Genomic DNA, 16968 nt, shown 5'->3' with positions numbered 1-16968 from the left:
CTCCGCCATGACGGGTATGACGTGGACGTGGAGGTGCGGAACCGTCTGCCAGGCAGCGACACCATGGGAGGTCACCCGAGATCATCCGTCGTGCCGTCTGCGATCCATGCCATGTCTTCGGCGAGGGTGGCGTCCGGTTGCTGCCGGTCAAGGAGCGCGAGCAGGTCGGCCAAGGGCACCGCGGGCCTGCGCTGGCTCGCGACGCGGCGCAATTCCGCCACCGGCCGGCCATGCACGGTGACGGTGAAGGTCTCGCCGCGACTCACCCGTTCCAGCACCGATGCGGTGTGGTTCCGCAGGTCGCGGGACGCGATGGTCGGCATGTGCGCAAACGTAGCACCCTGCGCAGACCCGGCTCATGGCTGAAATCGGCGTGCGCTGTCCGCCGTTCAGCGGCTAGGACGAATCAGGTGAAGGGGAGGCCGAGGACGACGACCCGCAGCGTTTCAGCGATGGCCAGCACCTCGTCGAAACCGTCACCTCGATCGAGATCGTCCGCAGGCCCATCGAGCACAAGGTCGGCCGAGGTCACGCGGTCGCCGAAGAGCATGACTGCCCGCGCGGTGTCGTCCATCCGGGACACCCAGGCGAGCCCGTCGAACCCCCGCTCGTCGTCGTGGGCGGCGTGCGCCCAGGCAGCCGTCAGTGGGTAGGCCGCCGGCGAGGAGTCGATCAACTGCTGCCGGCGCAGCCCCAGCCGCTTCAGCCCGAGCGAAGTGAGTGACGCCAGCCGCAACGGACGCATCGCGCGCAGCCGGGACAGCTGCCGGTCGCGCAGCCGCGTGACATCGAGCGTGCCACCAGGAAGTACGTCGTGAAACACGGTCTCCGACAACGCTCCTCGCACCGAGCTCGCGGCATACAGCACTGGGAGGCGCGCGCCGTCGGCGCCGACAATGGGGCTGAACCGGCCGAGCGCGGGCGAGGCGAACGGCTCGTTGCCGGCATACCCACGGTGCCCGCAGCGCACCAGCGGGACCTCCGCGCGCCAGACCTCCTCCTCGAAATCGGGCCGGTCCGGCGCGGGACTCGGCGGGTCAGACACTGGCCTGTTGAGCCTGCTTCGCGGCGGCCACCACCTCGTCGCGGTCGCCCAAGCGGTCGACCGGGCGATCGCCCGCGAGATAAGCGTTCGGTGCGGTGAACCACAGCGCGAGTGCGGTGCCGGTCGCCGGGCCGTATGCCGTGAGCACGTCACGTACCAGCGGCAACGGTGCTCCCAACTCGTCGAACTGGAACGCGGGGAAGAGCGTGCGACCGCCGAGACGCACGGCGAACACCTTGCCCGCTCGCATCCAGCGACTCGCGGTCGCAGCCGCATTGCTGGCCGTGCTCCCCGACAGTTCGGCGACGGCTGCGCTGTCGAGCAGCCCGAACTCCTCGTCGATGGCGCGCACGCGGTCGGCCGCGAGGCGGGTCTGCGCGTGCATGCCCCGGCCGTAGCGGCCGACGTCGCGGGTGAGTGAGTCGAAAACGTCGAGGGCGACCGAGCGCTGCGGGTTGAGCAGCTCGGGGTGCCGGCGCACCACGCTGGCGGGCAACTCCATGACGATCATCGACTCGTTGTCGCCCGGGTCGAGCGGCGTCGAGGCGTCCACGCTCTCCGAGGCGCGCACGGCTTGGGCCGCGCGCTTGTCGAGCGCCCACACCCGGATTGCCTCGGTCACGCCGCCTCCGATCAGTCAGTGATCATCGTAACACTTCACAACACAATCACTGCTATCACTGTGCCGGCTAGAATCCTCGTGGGTTTCTAGCCGCACGCGACCGTCTCGCGCAGCAGGAACTCACGCCGATTCGCGGGCGCCTTCGGCCAGGTGGCCGAGCAACTGCACCTCCGTGCCCGCCATACCCACGGACAGATAAACCCGGCGGCCAGTGCGGGCAGCCCGCTCAAGATCGACCTGACCGGCCGCGACCTGCGCCAGGTCGAGCACCCGGTCGGCCGCTCCTGCCTGAACGACCAACGACGGCGGGTCGTACGCACCGAGTTGCTCCGGCGAGTCAGTGACGACCAGGTCCGCCGACGCGATCAGGTCGAGGTCGAATTCGGCTCGACCCGCTTGCTTCGGGCCCATCGTCGTCACGAAGACGTCATCGGCCAACCACGCGGACTCGATGACTGGTGTGGACGAACTCGTGGCGAGCACCACGATGTTCGCGCCCCTCACCGCGGCCTCCGCCGACGGGCGCCACGGTGCCGACCACGCCTTCGCCGAGCGCGATGATCGCGAAGAGGCCGTAGCGTTCGGCGATGTGGTGGGCGTGCCAAGGGGTTGGGCTGCGCCGCTCGGCCCACAGCGGGATGGCCAGTTCGATGACGAACAGCGGCACCGAGATCAGCAGCGCCGTGGTGATCGACATCGGCGCGAGGGCGTAGATGACCCACAGCACCTGGATCGCGAGCACGCCGAAGGCGTAACGGAGCGTGGTCCGGTGCAGCTCGCCCTCGCAGCCGCGTGCCGCGCGCAGCCAGTGCGTCACCAGGCCGATGCGCATGACGACATACCCGAGCACGATGGTCCGGTTGTCGAAATGTGGGCCTTCCTCGATCGACTTGAAGGCCGGCGGTATGCCGAGCGCGAGGATCACCACGCCGGTCATCTGCACCATCGTGATCAACCGGTAGAGCCAGTCGTCGGTGTCGAATGCCGAGGCCAGCCAGGAGAAGTTGATCCAGGCCCATTGCACGGCGAACATCACGAAGCCGAAGCCGATCAGCGCGTCACGCAGATGCCCGGCGGCGGTCAGCTCGGCGAAATAGGACGCGCCGACGCCGATCGCGACGACGAAGGTGAGGTCGTAGAGCAGTTCGAGGGGGCTGGCGGCGCGGCCCTCCTCGTGCGGGTCGCGGCCGATCATCGGCTGCAGGCGGTGGGTGGTCACGGACGGTTCACTCACCCCGGCATCCTCCCAGACCGGATGTCGCCGCCGGGAATGCTCACGCCTGCCGCACGTTGAACACCTGGACAGCAACCCAAGGAGACAACCGTGGCTACCCGAGCCCTCACCGCCGAAGACTTCAGCTCGACCATCACCTCCAACGACATCGTGCTCGTGGACTTCTGGGCGGACTGGTGCGGCCCGTGCAAGATGTTCGCGCCCGTCTACGAAGCCGCCTCGGAGGAGAACTCCGACGTCGTCTTCGGCAAGGTCGACACCGAGGACCAGCGTGAACTCGGCGCGGCGCTGGAGATCTCCAGCATCCCGACCGTGATGGCCTTCCGCGACGGCATCATGGTCTTCGCCCAGGCCGGTGCGCTGCCCGCGCCGATGTTGAAGGACCTCATCCAGCAGGTGCGTGACCTGCCGATGGACGAGATCAAGGCCAAGATCGCCGCCGAGCAGCAGGGCAACCCGCCGGTGGGGCAGTAGTCACCGCCCCACCGGGCAGTAGTCACCGCCCCAGCGGGCAGGAATCACCGCCCCAGCGGCGAGGTGGCATCGTCCTCCGGTCCGCCGGGATTGCACCCGGCGGACTGCATGGCCGACTCCTCGACGACCGGCCGCCAGGGCTCGAGGTTCCAGGTCGGCTTGGCCGGTTCGGCGAGCCGGGCGAACCGCCAGTGACAGTCGAACTGCGCCCACATGCCTGGGGTGTCCGCGTCGGGGGCCAGCCGCAGCACTTCCTGCCAGGCGGCCGCCTCGGCACCGTCGGCCACGGCGACCCGACCGCTCTCGGTCGGCGTCACGTGTAGGCTCCGACCGCGAGTTCCCTTGTGCCACACGGCATTTCGCACGTATGGCGGCCCTGGCGTAGCCGTTGACCCGCCCCGTGGCGAGGTGGTCGCCGACGCGCCGCCGGTCGGCGGCGCCACCAGGGTCGGCGACGCCACGCTGGTCGGTGACGCCACCAGGGTCCCCCTCCCGGACGCCATACCCGCGCCCGAACAACCGGCAACAAGCGTGGCGAGCAGCACCGCCACCACGACGCGGCGCGGCGGCTCAGACGGCATTGCGGCGCAGCACCCGCAACGACCCATATTCGGCGACGGGGTCGAAGCCGGAGGCCAGCGCAGCCTGCACCACATGCCACGGAGCCTGCCCGCCGTCGGCCGGGTCGGGGAAGACGTCGTGCACGAGCAACAGCCCGCCATCCACCACCCAGGGCGCGAAGGCGCGGTAGTCGTGCTGCGCGGTCTCTTCGGTGTGATTGCCATCGAGGAAGAGCAGCCGCACCGGCGAGGTCCACCACCGCGCGACCACCCGGGTGTCGGCCACGACGGCGCTGCACACATCGGCGAACTCGTCCAGCACCGGCCGGAAGTGGGGGAAGGTGTCCAGTCGCCCGGTGCGCGGATCCACCAGTGAGGTGTCGTGCCACTCCCAGCCGGGCTGGTTCTCCTCCGAGCCGTGGTGATGGTCGACGGTGACCAGCTGCGCGCCGCGCGCGCGGGCGGCATACGACAACAAGGTTGTGGACTTGCCGCAGTAGGTGCCGATCTCCAGCCAGGTGCCCGCCTCGGCGGTGAGCGCGGTGTCGTAGAGCGCGTGCGCCTCGTCGTCCGGCAGGAAGCCGGTGACGGCGGCGAACCGGGCGAAGGCGTCCGCCGGGATCATGACGCGGCGTCCTCCACGACCTGCCCCGCACCGGCGGAGCGGAAGATCTCGGCTCCCCCGGTGGCGTCGCACAGAGCGTCGGCGGCCAGCAGCACCGCGGCGGCCGACCAGGTCGTCTGCTCACCCTCGGGGTAGACCTCGGCGAGCGGGATGTTCATGCCGGTCCAGTAGCCGCCGGTGGCCCCGTCGCGCAGGAACTGCACCTGCTCGAAGAGTTCCAAAGCCGAGGTATGCCGTCCGGTCGCCTCGAGCGCCAACACCAGTTCGCAGGTCTCGGCCGCGGTGACCCAGGGCTCGTCGGCGACACAGCGGATGCCCCGCCCCGGCCAGACGAAGGTGTCCCACCGGCTCGCCAGCCGGCGCTCGGCAGCCTCGTCGCGCACCGCGCCCGCGAGCACCGGGTAGTACCAGTCCATCGAGTAGCGCGTCTTGTCGAGGAAGCCGTGGTCGGAGCGCACCGCGGCACCCAGCCGGCGCGCGGCGGCCCGCCAACGCGGCCGGTCGTGACCGAGCACGCGCCCGATCTCACCGGCGCAGTCGATCGCCTGCAGGGCGCTGGAGCTGCCGGTGATCAGCGCCTCCGGCACCACCCCGTTGCCGTCGACCGCCCAGCCCAGCGCACCGCTCGGCAGTTGCGCCCGGATGACGAAGTTGATCGCCCGCTCGACCGTCGGCCACAACCGAGCGAGATGCGCGACGGAGCCGGTGACCAGGTGGTGGTGCCACACCCCGACCGCGACATACGCGCACTGGTTGGTGTCGGCGGCGGCGTCCTCGACCCGCCCGTCCTGCAGCCGCATCGGCCAGGAGCCGTCGTCGCGCTGGGTGCGCGCGAGCCAGCCGTATGCCGCTTCCGCCTCGGCAATGCGACCGGCAACGGTCAGGCCCATCGCCGACTCGACGTGATCCCACACGTCCAGCCGACCTCCGGCATACCACGGGATCGCGCCGTCCGAACTTTGCTGGGAAGCGATGAAATCGCCTGTCGCACAAGCCTGTTCGACGCTCAAGACCCCCTCGAGGGCCGGGACCCTCACGCGGCCTGCTCCGGCTTGCGCAGGTAGACCACGAAGCTCTTGCCGAGCACCGGGTTGAGCGCGTTCTCGGCGAACCGGGTGGCGAACGGTGCCTTGAGCATGTCCCAGACGAGCAGCCGGTGGTAGGCCCGCACCGGCGCGGCGTCGCGCTCGGTGCCGACCGCGCACTTCAGCCACCAGTAGGGCGAGTGCAGCGCGTGCGCGTGGTGGCGGCCATAGGGCTCGAACCCGGCCCGGGTCAGCTTGTCGACCAGGTCGCTCGCGCGGTAGATGCGGATGTGGCCGCCCTCGACCTCGTGGTATTCGTCGGACAACGCCCAGCAGACCCGCTCTGGCCAGTTGCGCGGCACGGTCACCGCGACCAGGCCACCGGGCCGGGTGATCCGGAACAGCTCGGCGATGACCTGCTCGTCCTCGTGGATGTGCTCGAGGATCTCCGAGGCGATCACCCGGTCGAACTCGCCGTCGGTGAAGGGCATTGCGCGGGCGTCGCCGTGCCGCACCTCCGCGGTGGCACCGGGGCCTTGCTGGCCCTCGAGCTCCATCGCGGCGAACATCGACTTCACGTCGGCCAGGTCGGACTCGGACTGGTCGAAGGCCACCACGTGGGCGCCGCGCCGGAAGGCCTCGAACGAATGCCGCCCCTGGCCGCACCCGACGTCGACGAGGCGCATGCCGGGTTCGACCGGGAATCGGTCGAAGTCGACGGTGATCATCTGTGCTCCTCGGGGGTCAGGCGTCCCGCCGCGACGGGGGTCCGGCGAGCGAGCGGTCGGCGATGACCTGCTCGTAGAGTGCGGCGGTCGCGCTCGCGACCGCCCGCCAACTGTAAGTGGCGACCGCCCTCCTGCGGCCGGCCAGGCCCGCCAGTTCCGCGCCGGCGGGATCGGCGAGGGTGTCGATCAGCGCCTGGGCCAGACCCTGCGGGTCGCCCGGCGCGACCAGTCGGCCGGCGTCGTCACCGACCAGGTCGGGCAGCGCGCCCACCCGCGAGGCGACCAGCGGCGTGCCGCAGGCCAGCGCCTCGACCGCCGGCAGCGAGAAGCCTTCGTAGAGCGAGGGCACGACCAGAGCCTGCGCCGATCCGATCAACTCGGCCAGCTCGACATCGCTGATGCCGGTGCGGAAGGTCACCCGGTCCAGCAGCCCCCGGTCGGCGAGCGCCTTGTTGGTGCGCTCACTCGGCGTGCCGACGACGACCAGCTCCGACCAGGTCGTCGGCGGCATCACGGCCAGCGCGTCGATGAGCACCGGCAAGCCCTTGAGCGGCACGTCCGCCGAGGCGATGGTCACCAGCCGGCCAGGCACGCGGGGCGCCACCGGCGGCCGGAAGGTGTCGACGTCGACGCCCACCGGCACCACCGAGATCCGCTCGCGGCGCAGCCCGAAGTCGTCGACTAGGTCGCGCGCCGAACCCTCGGAGACGGTCAACACGTGCGGGCACTCCCGCGCGACCCGCCGCTGCATCGCGACGAAGCCGTACCACCGCCGCTTGGTGAGGTGTTGCCACCCGCTGGCGTGCGCGAGCTCCAGCCGCCGGTCCCGGCTGATCGGGTGGTGGATCGTCTCGAGCAGCGGCAACCCCGCCTTGGCCAGCCGCAGCAGCCCGGGCGCGAGCGTCTGGTTGTCGTGCAGGATGTCGAATTCACCCAGCCGCGGCGTCAGCAGCCGCTCCAGCCGACGGCCGAACGTCCGAGGCTCGGGGAAGCCCGAGGTGCACATCACGGCATACTCGAAAACGTCTGTGCGCGAACGGAACTCGCGCAGCGAAGGCCGCCGGAACGGGTCGTCGTCGCGGTAGAGGTCGAGGCTCGGCACCCGCGTCAACCGCACCCCGTCGTCGAGATCGGGGTATGGCGGCCCCGAGAACACCTCGACCTGGTGCCCGAGGGCCACCAACTCCCGGGAGAGATTGCGGACGTAGATGCCCTGCCCTCCCGAGTGCGGCTTACTGCGGTATGACGCGAGCGCGATCCTCATCCGGTGCTCGGGGCGGCCCTCAGGCCAGGACCGGGTCCTGCGCCGCGGCGCGCTCGGGCCGGTGGTTCTCCCCCGGCAGGGCGAAGACCATGTCGTGGGTGACATCGGCCTTCTTGAACTCCGCGCGGTCCTTGAAGTAGCTCTGGCGCATCAACCACGGCGAGATGTGTCCCTGCTTGGGGAACTCCGCCATCGCCCGCTGCACATAGCCGCTGGTGAGGTCGAGCGCCGGGTGGCTCTGCAGAGGCTGCGACGGCTTGGGGTAGCCGAAGGCGTAACCGTGCCCGTCGACATAGTTGATGAAGGTGCAGAAGTACCGCGAGGACAGGTCGGCGCGCAGCGTCCACGAGGCGTTGGTGTAGCCCACGCACATCGCGGCGTTGGGCAGCCCCTCGATCATCAGCCCGCGGTAGATGTGCCGGTCGCCGAGGTCGACCGCGTGGTCGTCCACGGTCACCGTGATGCCGCCACCGGCGAGCATCGACAACCCGGTCGCGGTGACGACCGCGTCGGCCTCGAGCACCTTGCCCGAGCCGGTGCGCACGCCCTCGGGCACGAAGCTGTCGACCGTGTCGGTGACGATCGAGGCCTTCTTGGCGCGCAGCGCACGGAACAGATCGCCATTGGGCACGATGCACACGCGCTGGTCCCACGGCTTGTAGCGCGGGGTGAAGTCGGCCTCGGTGGCATTCGCCCCGCCCATGAGCTGAGCCTTGGCCTGCTTGATGATCACCTTGGCGGCGACATTCGGCGCCTTGCGGGTGAACTTGTAGAAGCCCAGGGTCTGCACGGCATTCTTCATCCGCACGATGTCGAAGGCGCGCTGCGCCGAGACCTTTCCGCGCAGGGCGAGCGCGAGCGGATCCGAGCCCGGCATCGACAGCACATAGGTGGGCGAGCGCTGCAGCATCGTCACCTGAGCGCCGCGGTCGGCGAGCGCGGGCACGAGCGTCATCGCGGTCGCACCGGACCCGATCACCACGACGCGCTTGCCCTTGGGGTCGAAGTCCTGCGGCCAGAACTGCGGGTGGATCAGCTGGCCGGTGAAGTCGGCGACGCCCGGGAAGTCGGGGGTGTAGCCGTGGTCGTAGTTGTAGTACCCCGAACACAGGTAGAGATAGTGCGTGGTGACCTGGCGCGGGCCGTCGGGCGTCTGCAGCTGCAGCGTCCACTGCGCGTCCTTTGACGACCAGTCGGCAGCAATCACCTTGTGCTCGAAGGCGATTCGCTCATCGATGCCGTATTTGGCGGCGGTGTCCTTGACGTACTGCAGGATGTCCTCACCGTCGGCGATCGCCTTGCGGCCGCGCCACGGCTCGAACGGGAAGCCCAAGGTGTACATGTCGGAGTCGGAACGCACGCCGGGGTAGGTGAACAGGTTCCAGGTGCCGCCGATCTCGGCGCGGCTCTCGAGGATCGCGTAGTCCTTGTCCGGGCACATGGTCTGCAACCGGTAGCCGGCGTCGATTCCCGACAGGCCGGCACCGACCACGATCACGTCGTAATGGTCCTTGAGCTGCATCACTACTCCTCGCCGTATGGGTCCGGCGTCCAAGTTACCCGCGGGTCTCCCCCGCCGTCCTACGAATGTAGTAACTCGCTTAGACCGCGGCACTGTTCCCGTATGCCGAGTCCAGCAGCACCGAGTCCTTCGGCAGCCAGCCGTCGGGGCCGGTCGAGCCGGCGGGATATTCCTCCAGGGGCACCTTGTTCGCCTCGAACGCCGCGAGCACCGGCGCCACGATGTGCCAGCACAGTTCGGCCGCGTCGGCGCGCACCGACAGCAGCTGGTTGCCGTCGAGCATGTGGCGCAGCACCTCGCCATACGCCGTCATCTGACCGTCGGCGAGCTCGGCGGTGAGCAGCTTGTGCTCCAGGTCGAGCGGGTCACCCTCGGCATTCATCGTCAGCCGGAAGGAGACCGCGCCCGGTTTGACGTCGATGATCAGCACGTCACCGGTCGCCTCGCCGATGAAGCCGCTCGGCAGATGGGCGACCGGCCGCAGGTAGGCGACGATCTGCTTGTGCGCCTGGCCGAGCGCCTTGCCGCTGCGCAGCACGATCGGCACGCCGGTCCAGCGGTTGTTGCGCACCTCGACGGTCATCTGCGCGAGCGTCTCGGTCTTGCGCTTGGGGTCCACACCCTGCTCGTCGACATACGACGGGATCTTGCGGCGGCCGAGTTTGCCCGCGGTGTACCGCGCCCGCTTGGCCTGGGTCGGGTCGTCCTCCCACAAGTGCGTCGCACGCAGCACCTGCGCCTTGAGGTCGGCGAGCTCCTGCGGCTCGAGGCTGGCGATGGGCTCCATCGCGAAGATCGCCAGCACCTGCAGCAGGTGGCTCTGCAGCATGTCCCGCAGCGCACCCGCCCCGTCGTAATAGCCCGCGCGACCCTCGAGGGCGAGGTCCTCGTCATACGCGATCTCGACCCGCTCGATGTGCTCAGCGTTCCAGATCGGCTGCAGGATCCGGTTGGCGAAGCGCAAGCCGATCAGGTTGAGCACGGTGGCGACTCCCAGGAAGTGGTCGACCCGGAAGATCTGCTCCTCGGGCACCAGGCGCTGCAACTGCTTGTTGAACGCCCGGGCGCTCGCCTCGTCGGTGCCGAACGGCTTCTCCAGGCCGAGCCGGGTGCCCTTGGGCAGGCCGATCTTCTGCAGCTCGGCGCAGACCTTGACCGCGATCGACGGCGGCAGCGCGAAGTAGATGACGAGTTCGTCGTCGCCGCAGCCGGCGATCAGGTCGGCGAGCGCGGCGGGGTCGAGCAGGTCGGCCTGCTGGTAGCGCGCGGTGCGCACGATCCGATCGGTGGTGCGCTTGTTGACACCCACGCCCTCGAAGGCCCCGCGCACGAGCGCGCCGAAGGCCTTGTCGGTCAACTCGGCTCGGTCGGCTCCGACCACGGTCACCTGGCGGCCCGTCTCGACCTTGAGCAGGCTGCCGAGGCCGGGCAGCAGCAGTCGCTTGGTGAGGTCGCCGCCGGCGCCGAGGACGAGCAGGGTCACGGGCTTCGTGGAGGTCATGCGCCGAGCATGGCACGCAGACCTGCACGCGCGGTGAACCGGAGCCGCTGCCCACATCGCGGACGTGCGATTGCAGATCGGGTTATTTGTTTTCTAACCTCTCGTTATGTTTACCTCGAGCGGCACCTCACCGGCAGGCCTCTTCGCCTCCGCCGGCACCGGTTCGCGCGACTCGCTCACGGTCAGCCCGCGGGCGGCCTACCAAGACCTGCTCTGGGAGCGGGCTGCGGTGGTCGACGTGGAGGACCTGCAGGCGAGCGCGTTGCGCACCGGCCGGCCGGTGCTGCTCATGTGTGCCGACGGCTCGCAGTCGCGGTTGCTCGCCGAGACCCTGCGCGCCGGCGGTCACGACAATGTGTATGCCGTCCGCGGCGGCCGCCGTGCTTGGGCGCGCCTGCACCTCCCCGACGTCGCCTAGCACAGCGTCGCTGGTTGAGGCGGCCGCTCGCTGGTGCGCGGATCGCCCAACTGGGCGTTTTGCGCCAGTGCCGCGGCCCGGGTGGTACGCGGATCGCCCAACTGGGCGTTTCGCGCCAGTGCCGCGGCCCGGGGGACACACGGATCGCCCAACTGGGCATCTTGCGCCAGTGCCGCGGCCCGGGGGACACGCGGATCGCCCAACTGGGCATTTCGCGCCGATGCCACGGCCCGGCGGACACACGGATCGCCCAACTGGGCGTTTTGCGCCGATGCCGCGGCCCAGGCGGTGCGCGGATCGCCCAACTGGGCGTTTTGCGCCGATGCCACGGTCCGGGGGACACACAGATCGCCCAACTGGGCATCTTGCGCCAGTGCCGCGGCCCAGCGGACACACAGATCGCCCAACTGGGCATCTTGCGCCAGTGCCGCGGCCCAGCGGACACACAGATCGCCCAACTGGGCATTTCGCGCCGATGCCACGGCCCGGGTGGTGCACGGATCGCCCAACTGGGCGTTTTGCGCCGGTGCCGCGGCCCGGGTGGTACGCGGATCGCCCAACTGGGCGTTTTGCACCGATGCCGCGGTCCGGGGGACACACGGATCGCCCAACTGGGCGTTTTGCGCCAGTGCCGCGGGGGCCCGGCGGCATACCTCAGAGCGTCACGGCGAGGCCGACCGCGAACGCGGCGTAGAAGCCGCCCGCCACAACCAACCGGCCCGCCGTGACCGCCCGCCGGTGGAACAGGATGGTCAGGTAGACGACCGACGCCAGGGTCGCGAGTCCGGCGAGCGTGGCTCCGGTGTCGAACTCCCACGGCGTGCCGAGCAGGCCGATGCCCGACGGCACGGTCGCCTGGATCATCATCGCGCCGGAGATATTCGCCAGCGCCAGCGCGGTCTTGCCCTGGCGCACCCAGATGATCGCGTTGAGCACTTCCGGCAGCTCGGTCGCGATCGGCGACAGCAGCAGCGCCACCACCATCGGCGGCAACCCCATCGCCGGGCCGGCCCACTCCAGCTGACTCACGAACACCTGCGAAGCCACGAAAATCACCGCCAGGGTCGCGAGCGTCTGCACCACGATCGCCCAGGTCGCCGGCCGCTCACGCTTGCGCTGCAGTCGCAGCGGTTCGAGGTCCTCGTGCGAGGCGGCGTCGCCGTCCTGGCGCATCTCCTGCCAGAAGTACACGCCATACGCGGCGAGGAAGAGCAAGCCCAGCCAGGGCTTGATCGCGAAGGCGACCAGCCCGAGGGCGATCTTGAAGACGAAGATCGCGATGAACCACACCTGGTCGCGACCCATCCGCTGCAGGTCGACGCCGGCCATGTCGTCGCGTTTCGCAGCGGGGTTGGCGCGGTGCCGCAGCAGGAGCATCGCCCCGGTCACGGCATACGCGATGGTGCCGACGACCAGCGGGCCACCGAGAGCGGCACCGACACCGATGTCGGACCCGGCCTCGTCGCTGCCGAAGAGCACCGCGACCAGCGTGACGACACTTTCCGGGAGGGCGGTGCCGGCCGCGGCGAGGATCGAGCCGACCGCGATCGCACCGACCGCGAGGCGGGCGCCGAGCCATTCGACGGCGTTGACGAACAACTCGCACGCGAGATAGATGATCACTGCGCAGACGAGCAGCAAGATGACGTGGATCAAGGGGAAGTCCTCTCGTGCTGCCACGAGAAGAAGGCGAGGACGACTTCGACCCGCGACAGACAGTTGTCTGACCGGTCGAAGGTCTCGCCCACCCGCGATCGCGCCGCGGGCCCAGCCGCCGGGGCCGCATGGGCGGTCCAGTATGTCGACGGGCTGGCCAAGGAGGAGGGCTACTCCCCTTCATGTACGGCGACGATGGTAGCCGTAGGTGTCCTGGCGGCAAAGGTGATCTGCGGCACACCGGGTCGACGCATCGCCGCGCCGTGACGATGCCAAGGTGGGCCCATGACGACCATCGATGTGCCCGGCGCCCGCCTCGATGCCACGATCGAGGGCGAAGGACCCGCGGTGATCGCGCTGCATGGCCTCACCTCCAGTCGCGCATCGGACCGGGCGATCGGCTTCGACTGGACGTCCGCCTTGCGGGCCACGCACCGGGTCGTGACGTATGACGCCCGCGGCCACGGCCGCTCCACCGGCCGGCCGGAGCCGGACGACTGGCAGTGGTCCGCGCTGGCCGGTGACCTGCTCGCGGTGGCCGATGCCGTGAGTCCGGCCGAGCCGGTGGCTGCGATCGGTGCCTCGATGGGGTGCGCCACGATCTTGCATGCGGCGGTGCGGGCGCCGCAGCGGTTCGGCCGGCTGGTGCTGGTGATCCCGCCGACCGCCTGGTCCACGCGGGCCGAGCAGACGGCGGCATACGAGCAGGGTGCACGGCTGCTGGAGCAGTATGGCGCCGAGCGCTTCCGGGCGATGCAGCCGCAAGAGGAGTCGCCACCAGCGTTGGGAGACAACGGTTTTCCCGATCCCGACCTTGACGAGCAGCTGTGGCCGTCGATCCTGCGCGGTGCCGGCCGCTCGGATCTGCCCGAGCCGCACGCGCTCGCCGGCCTGCCGCAGCCGACGCTCATCCTGGCGTGGGTCGGTGATCCCGGCCACCCGCTGTCCACCGCCGAGCGCCTCGCCGACCTGATCCCGGACGCCCACCTGAAGCTGGCCTCCGATCCGGACGACCTGGCGGCCTGGCCGGGCCTCGCGGCCGACTTCCTACGCTGACGGGCGCTGACGGCGCCAACTGCGCTCACTGCGCTAACGCCAGCGGAGGCCGACGCCACCCTCAGACCGCAGCGACCGCCGGCGTCTCGGCGCGGGCGATGGTCTCCTCCACGAGGTCGACCACGGCCTGCGGGTCGTCGAGCATCGGCACGTGACCGCAGCCCGGCAGCATCCGCACCGGCACCGGTGCACCGAGTCGCTCCTGGGCCCGACGGGCCTGCCGCGGCAGCAGCAGGCGGTCCTTCTCGCCCCAGCCGATCGCGGTCGGCACCTTGGGAGTTGCGTTGTACTGCAACGGGATTGCCCGGAAGAAGGTCGGCCAGAAGCCCTTGGAGTTGCGCAGGTTGAGGGTGTCGCCGAGGGCGTCCTCCGGCGACAGCCACTCGGGGTGGACATAGAGGCTGCGCATCGACAGCTTGCGTAGCGCCGGCTTGTCGGCGAAGAGTTTGAGCACCGGCCCGGGCGCATAGGTCGACGCCTTCAGCGCGATCAGGTTGGGGCCGGTGACACCCCACAGCTCGAGGGCGTTCCAGAACCCCGCCGGTGACAGGGCCACCGCCGAGGCCACCTGGTCGCGCGTGGCGAGCTCAAGCGCGATCATGCCGCCGAGGGAGTTGCCGACGACATGCGGTCGGGTGGGCAGGTCGAGCGACCGGATGAAGTCCTCGACCTGCTCGACATAGCTGCGCACCGAAGTGTTCGCCGGCTTCTGCGGCATCGGCGACTCACCGAAGCCGGGCAGGTCGATCGCGATCACGTCATACCGCTGCGCGAGCATGTCGGGGACGCGCTGCCACGCCTGCCGGCGATGGCCGATCCCGTGGATGAGCACCACCGGCTGCCCGCTGCCCTTGCGGCTGTAGCTGATCGTCGACATCTGCATCACTCCCTGCACTGGCCCGAGATCATCTTCAGGCGAGGTTACCTGCGGGTATGCCGGTGTGCCTCGGGTTTCGCAGGAACCTCACCGCACGGTGAGCTGCACCGAGACGACGCGCTCTCCGCTCAGGTCGTAGCCGATCCGGGTGTCGACCGCCTCGCCGCGCAGCACGTGCGGCAACCAGATGCGGTTGTCATCCCACATCCGCTCCCAGGGCAGCGCGTCGAGCCGATACCACGCAGGTTCGATCTCGTCGCAGTCGCGGATCTCGCCGGTCCAGGTGTCGGCAGTGAAGACGGCGACGTCGAAGGGCGGCCAGTCCGGGCTGGCGAAGTCGAACCACACTCGGGCGACCTCGACCAGTGCGGCTTCGGGCACGACCAGACCGGACTCCTCCTCCAGTTCGCGGGCCGCGGCCGCCCGGGCTGTTTCGCCCGGCTCGAGATGTCCGCCGAGCCCGACGATCTTGCCCATCCCGATGCCACGAAGCTTGTGCCCCAACAGGATTCGCCCGCCCTGGCGGTCGATCACCAACGCGAGACAGAGCAGCTTGGCGGGCACAGTCATGGCTGCGAGCCTGGCACACCGGCGCCCAGTCCGCGGGCAGCCGCTTGGGTGACGCGGGAGTAGCAGGGATGCTTTCGCCCGTGAATATCGGCATCCTCACCGCCGGCGGCGACTGTCCCGGCCTCAACGCTGTGATCCGCGGAGCCGTGATGAAGGGCGACCGGATCCACGGCCAGACCTTCCTCGGCATCCGCGACGGCTGGCGCGGGCTGGTGGAGGACGACGTCATACCGCTGCCGCGGCACGAAGTCCGCGGCCTGTCCCGGCAGGGCGGCACGATCCTCGGCACCTCGCGGGTCAGCCCCTTCCGCGGTGACGCGGGGGGCGCCGAGCGGGTCAAGGAGGTGATGGCGGCCCACGCGATGGACGCCATCATCGCCATCGGCGGCGAGGGCACGCTCACCGTCGCGCGGATGCTGTATGACGAGGGCGTGCCGATCGTCGGCGTGCCCAAGACGATCGACAACGACCTGTCGGCCACCGACTACACCTTCGGTTTCGACACCGCGGTGTCGATCGCGACCGAGTCGGTGGACCGGCTGCGCACCACCGCCGAGTCCCACCACCGGTGCATGGTGGTCGAGGTGATGGGCCGCCACGTCGGCTGGATCGCGTTGCACGCCGGGCTCGCCGGCGGCGCGCACGCGGTGCTCGTGCCCGAGGTGCCGGTCACCTTGGACCAGGTCTGTGAGTGGGTGGAGAGCGCCCGTGACCGAGGCCGCGCGCCCCTGGTCGTCGTCGCCGAGGGGTTCACCTTGGAGGACGGCGACATCATCGCCCGCGATGCGGTCGACGGTTTCGGCCGGCCGCGGCTCGGGGGCGTCGGTGAGGCGCTCGGTCCACTCATCGAGGAGCGCACCGGCATCGAGACCCGCGTCGCCACCCTGGGTCACCTGCAGCGCGGCGGGGTGCCCACGTCATACGACCGGGTGCTCGCGACTCGGTTCGGCGCGGCGGCGATCGACGCCGTGGTCGAGCGCAAGTGGGGCACGATGGTGAGCCTGCGCGGCATCGACATCGAGACCGTCGACCTGCGGTCGGCGACCACCGAGCTCAAGGTCGTGCCGCGGCATCGCTGGGATGAGGCGGCGGTCCTCTTCGGCTGACGCCGGCCGGTAGGTTGGCCGGATATGAGCCAGATCCTGCTGTTGCACTCCGCACTCGGCCTGCGCCCGGCCGTGACCTCCTTCGCCGAGGCGCTTGAGGCCCGCGGCCACGACGTCGTGGTGCCCGACTACTACGAGGGTCAGGTGTTCGCCGACGAGGAGGCCGGCATCGACTACCGCGACCGCACCGGCGCGCGGGAGTTGTTCAAGCGCATCCTGCCGACCGTCGAACGACTCGACGACGGCGCGGCGCTCGCCGGATTCTCGCTCGGTGCGGCCTTCGCGCAGACGCTCTCCGGCACGCGACCGCAGGCCGCCGGGGTGATCCTGATGCATTCGGTGGCCGCGCCGCACAGTCGGTGGCCGGGCCAGCCGGTGCAGGTGCACCGCTACGCGCAGGACCACTGGATCGAAGAGGAGGATGTCGCCGCGCTGCGTGCTGCGGTCGAGGCGGAGGGTGCGTCGTTCAGCGATTTCGTCGTGCCGGGCAAGGGCCACCTGTTCACCGACACCGACGGCCCCGACGGGGATGCGGACGCCACCGCCCTCACCATCGAGCGCATCGACGCCCTGCTGCGCGGGTAGCCCGGGGCTCCGCGCCGCCGCATGCCGGACCCACGCCACCAAAAGTCGCCATTATGTCCGGATCGGCGACCCCAACCCGCGGTATGCCGGACCCACGCCA

Annotated in this window: 21 protein-coding genes; 5 read left to right on the top strand and 16 right to left on the bottom strand. The window is 70.0% G+C overall.

The genetic code is table 11. The features are described from left to right. Positions 1-71: 71 nt before the first annotated feature. From G9U51_RS15510 to G9U51_RS15490, 5 genes are all read right to left on the bottom strand, one after another. Positions 72-323, bottom strand: coding sequence for a type II toxin-antitoxin system Phd/YefM family antitoxin (locus tag G9U51_RS15510; protein ID WP_166198189.1), 252 nt, complete (start codon positions 321-323; stop codon positions 72-74). A gap of 83 nt (positions 324-406) precedes the next feature. Further along, positions 407-1045, bottom strand: a complete 639-nt coding sequence (locus G9U51_RS15505) for an RES family NAD+ phosphorylase (protein WP_166198187.1) — start codon at positions 1043-1045, stop codon at positions 407-409. Then, the gene (locus G9U51_RS17930) at positions 1038-1667 is read right to left on the bottom strand and encodes a hypothetical protein (protein WP_166198185.1); all 630 of its coding nucleotides are present in this window, start codon (positions 1665-1667) and stop codon (positions 1038-1040) included. Before G9U51_RS17930 ends, G9U51_RS15505 begins: the two co-directional genes overlap by 8 nt. Before the next feature lie 120 nt (positions 1668-1787). Then, positions 1788-2150: a hypothetical protein gene (locus tag G9U51_RS15495; protein WP_328823515.1), complete on the bottom strand. Its 363-nt coding sequence runs from the start codon at positions 2148-2150 to the stop codon at positions 1788-1790. Next, complete coding sequence (locus G9U51_RS15490; protein ID WP_166198181.1) at positions 2095-2901, bottom strand: low temperature requirement protein A; 807 nt, start codon at positions 2899-2901, stop codon at positions 2095-2097. The genes G9U51_RS15495 and G9U51_RS15490 overlap by 56 nt, the downstream gene beginning before the upstream one ends. A 90-nt stretch (positions 2902-2991) precedes the next feature. Between G9U51_RS15490 and trxA the strand changes: the two genes are divergently transcribed. Further along, positions 2992-3375: a thioredoxin gene (gene trxA, locus G9U51_RS15485; RefSeq protein ID WP_166198179.1), complete on the top strand. Its 384-nt coding sequence runs from the start codon at positions 2992-2994 to the stop codon at positions 3373-3375. A gap of 44 nt (positions 3376-3419) precedes the next feature. On the opposite strand, the gene G9U51_RS15480 is transcribed toward trxA, so the two are convergent. The 7 genes from G9U51_RS15480 to G9U51_RS15450 form a co-directional block, all read right to left on the bottom strand. Continuing rightward, positions 3420-3878, bottom strand: a complete 459-nt coding sequence (locus G9U51_RS15480; RefSeq protein ID WP_166198380.1) for a DUF2599 domain-containing protein — start codon at positions 3876-3878, stop codon at positions 3420-3422. A gap of 67 nt (positions 3879-3945) precedes the next feature. Beyond that, a complete protein-coding gene (locus tag G9U51_RS15475; protein ID WP_166198177.1) occupies positions 3946-4560 on the bottom strand; it encodes a class I SAM-dependent methyltransferase in 615 nt (204 codons plus the stop codon). Beyond that, the gene (locus tag G9U51_RS15470) at positions 4557-5597 is read right to left on the bottom strand and encodes a prenyltransferase/squalene oxidase repeat-containing protein (RefSeq protein WP_166198175.1); all 1041 of its coding nucleotides are present in this window, start codon (positions 5595-5597) and stop codon (positions 4557-4559) included. Before G9U51_RS15470 ends, G9U51_RS15475 begins: the two co-directional genes overlap by 4 nt. Then, complete coding sequence (locus tag G9U51_RS15465; protein ID WP_166198173.1) at positions 5594-6313, bottom strand: class I SAM-dependent methyltransferase; 720 nt, start codon at positions 6311-6313, stop codon at positions 5594-5596. Before G9U51_RS15465 ends, G9U51_RS15470 begins: the two co-directional genes overlap by 4 nt. Positions 6314-6329: 16 nt before the next feature. After that, positions 6330-7577 (bottom strand): glycosyltransferase family 4 protein, encoded by a 1248-nt coding sequence (locus tag G9U51_RS15460; RefSeq protein ID WP_166198171.1) that lies wholly within the window; start codon positions 7575-7577, stop codon positions 6330-6332. A 19-nt stretch (positions 7578-7596) separates the two neighbouring features. Further along, a complete protein-coding gene (locus G9U51_RS15455; protein ID WP_166198169.1) occupies positions 7597-9099 on the bottom strand; it encodes a flavin-containing monooxygenase in 1503 nt (500 codons plus the stop codon). Positions 9100-9178: 79 nt separating this feature from the next. Continuing rightward, entirely contained in the window at positions 9179-10600 is a 1422-nt protein-coding gene (locus tag G9U51_RS15450; RefSeq protein WP_166198167.1) for a glucose-6-phosphate dehydrogenase, read from the bottom strand. A gap of 106 nt (positions 10601-10706) precedes the next feature. Between G9U51_RS15450 and G9U51_RS15445 the strand changes: the two genes are divergently transcribed. Continuing rightward, positions 10707-11018, top strand: coding sequence for a rhodanese-like domain-containing protein (locus G9U51_RS15445; RefSeq protein ID WP_166198165.1), 312 nt, complete (start codon positions 10707-10709; stop codon positions 11016-11018). Here G9U51_RS15445 and G9U51_RS15440 read toward each other — a convergent pair. Both G9U51_RS15440 and G9U51_RS15435 read right to left on the bottom strand, forming a co-directional pair. Further along, positions 11015-11593, bottom strand: a complete 579-nt coding sequence (locus G9U51_RS15440; protein ID WP_166198163.1) for a hypothetical protein — start codon at positions 11591-11593, stop codon at positions 11015-11017. The genes G9U51_RS15445 and G9U51_RS15440 overlap by 4 nt on opposite strands. A 79-nt stretch (positions 11594-11672) precedes the next feature. Continuing rightward, on the bottom strand, positions 11673-12698 hold the full coding sequence (locus G9U51_RS15435) for a sodium:calcium antiporter (RefSeq protein WP_207948386.1): 1026 nt from the start codon (positions 12696-12698) through the stop codon (positions 11673-11675). Positions 12699-12959: 261 nt separating this feature from the next. Between G9U51_RS15435 and G9U51_RS15430 the strand changes: the two genes are divergently transcribed. Beyond that, entirely contained in the window at positions 12960-13730 is a 771-nt protein-coding gene (locus G9U51_RS15430) for an alpha/beta fold hydrolase (RefSeq protein WP_166198160.1), read from the top strand. A 61-nt stretch (positions 13731-13791) separates the two neighbouring features. Here the strand turns inward: G9U51_RS15430 and G9U51_RS15425 are convergent, their stop codons facing one another. Together G9U51_RS15425 and G9U51_RS15420 are read right to left on the bottom strand one after the other, a co-directional pair. Beyond that, a complete protein-coding gene (locus tag G9U51_RS15425) occupies positions 13792-14607 on the bottom strand; it encodes an alpha/beta fold hydrolase (protein ID WP_166198158.1) in 816 nt (271 codons plus the stop codon). 87 nt (positions 14608-14694) lie between these two features. Beyond that, positions 14695-15177 (bottom strand): 8-oxo-dGTP diphosphatase, encoded by a 483-nt coding sequence (locus G9U51_RS15420; protein ID WP_166198156.1) that lies wholly within the window; start codon positions 15175-15177, stop codon positions 14695-14697. Positions 15178-15257: 80 nt separating this feature from the next. Here G9U51_RS15420 and G9U51_RS15415 point away from each other — a divergent pair, with 80 nt between their 5' ends. Both G9U51_RS15415 and G9U51_RS15410 read left to right on the top strand, forming a co-directional pair. After that, positions 15258-16283: a 6-phosphofructokinase gene (locus tag G9U51_RS15415; RefSeq protein ID WP_166198376.1), complete on the top strand. Its 1026-nt coding sequence runs from the start codon at positions 15258-15260 to the stop codon at positions 16281-16283. Positions 16284-16307: 24 nt separating this feature from the next. Then, positions 16308-16868: a dienelactone hydrolase family protein gene (locus G9U51_RS15410; RefSeq protein ID WP_166198154.1), complete on the top strand. Its 561-nt coding sequence runs from the start codon at positions 16308-16310 to the stop codon at positions 16866-16868. Positions 16869-16968: the final 100 nt, after the last annotated feature.

This window comes from Metallococcus carri (assembly GCF_011440275.1).
Classification (GTDB): domain Bacteria; phylum Actinomycetota; class Actinomycetes; order Actinomycetales; family Dermatophilaceae; genus Metallococcus; species Metallococcus carri.
The sequence above is the reverse complement of the archived record's forward strand: the minus strand, read 5'-3'. Positions and strand labels throughout refer to the sequence as shown.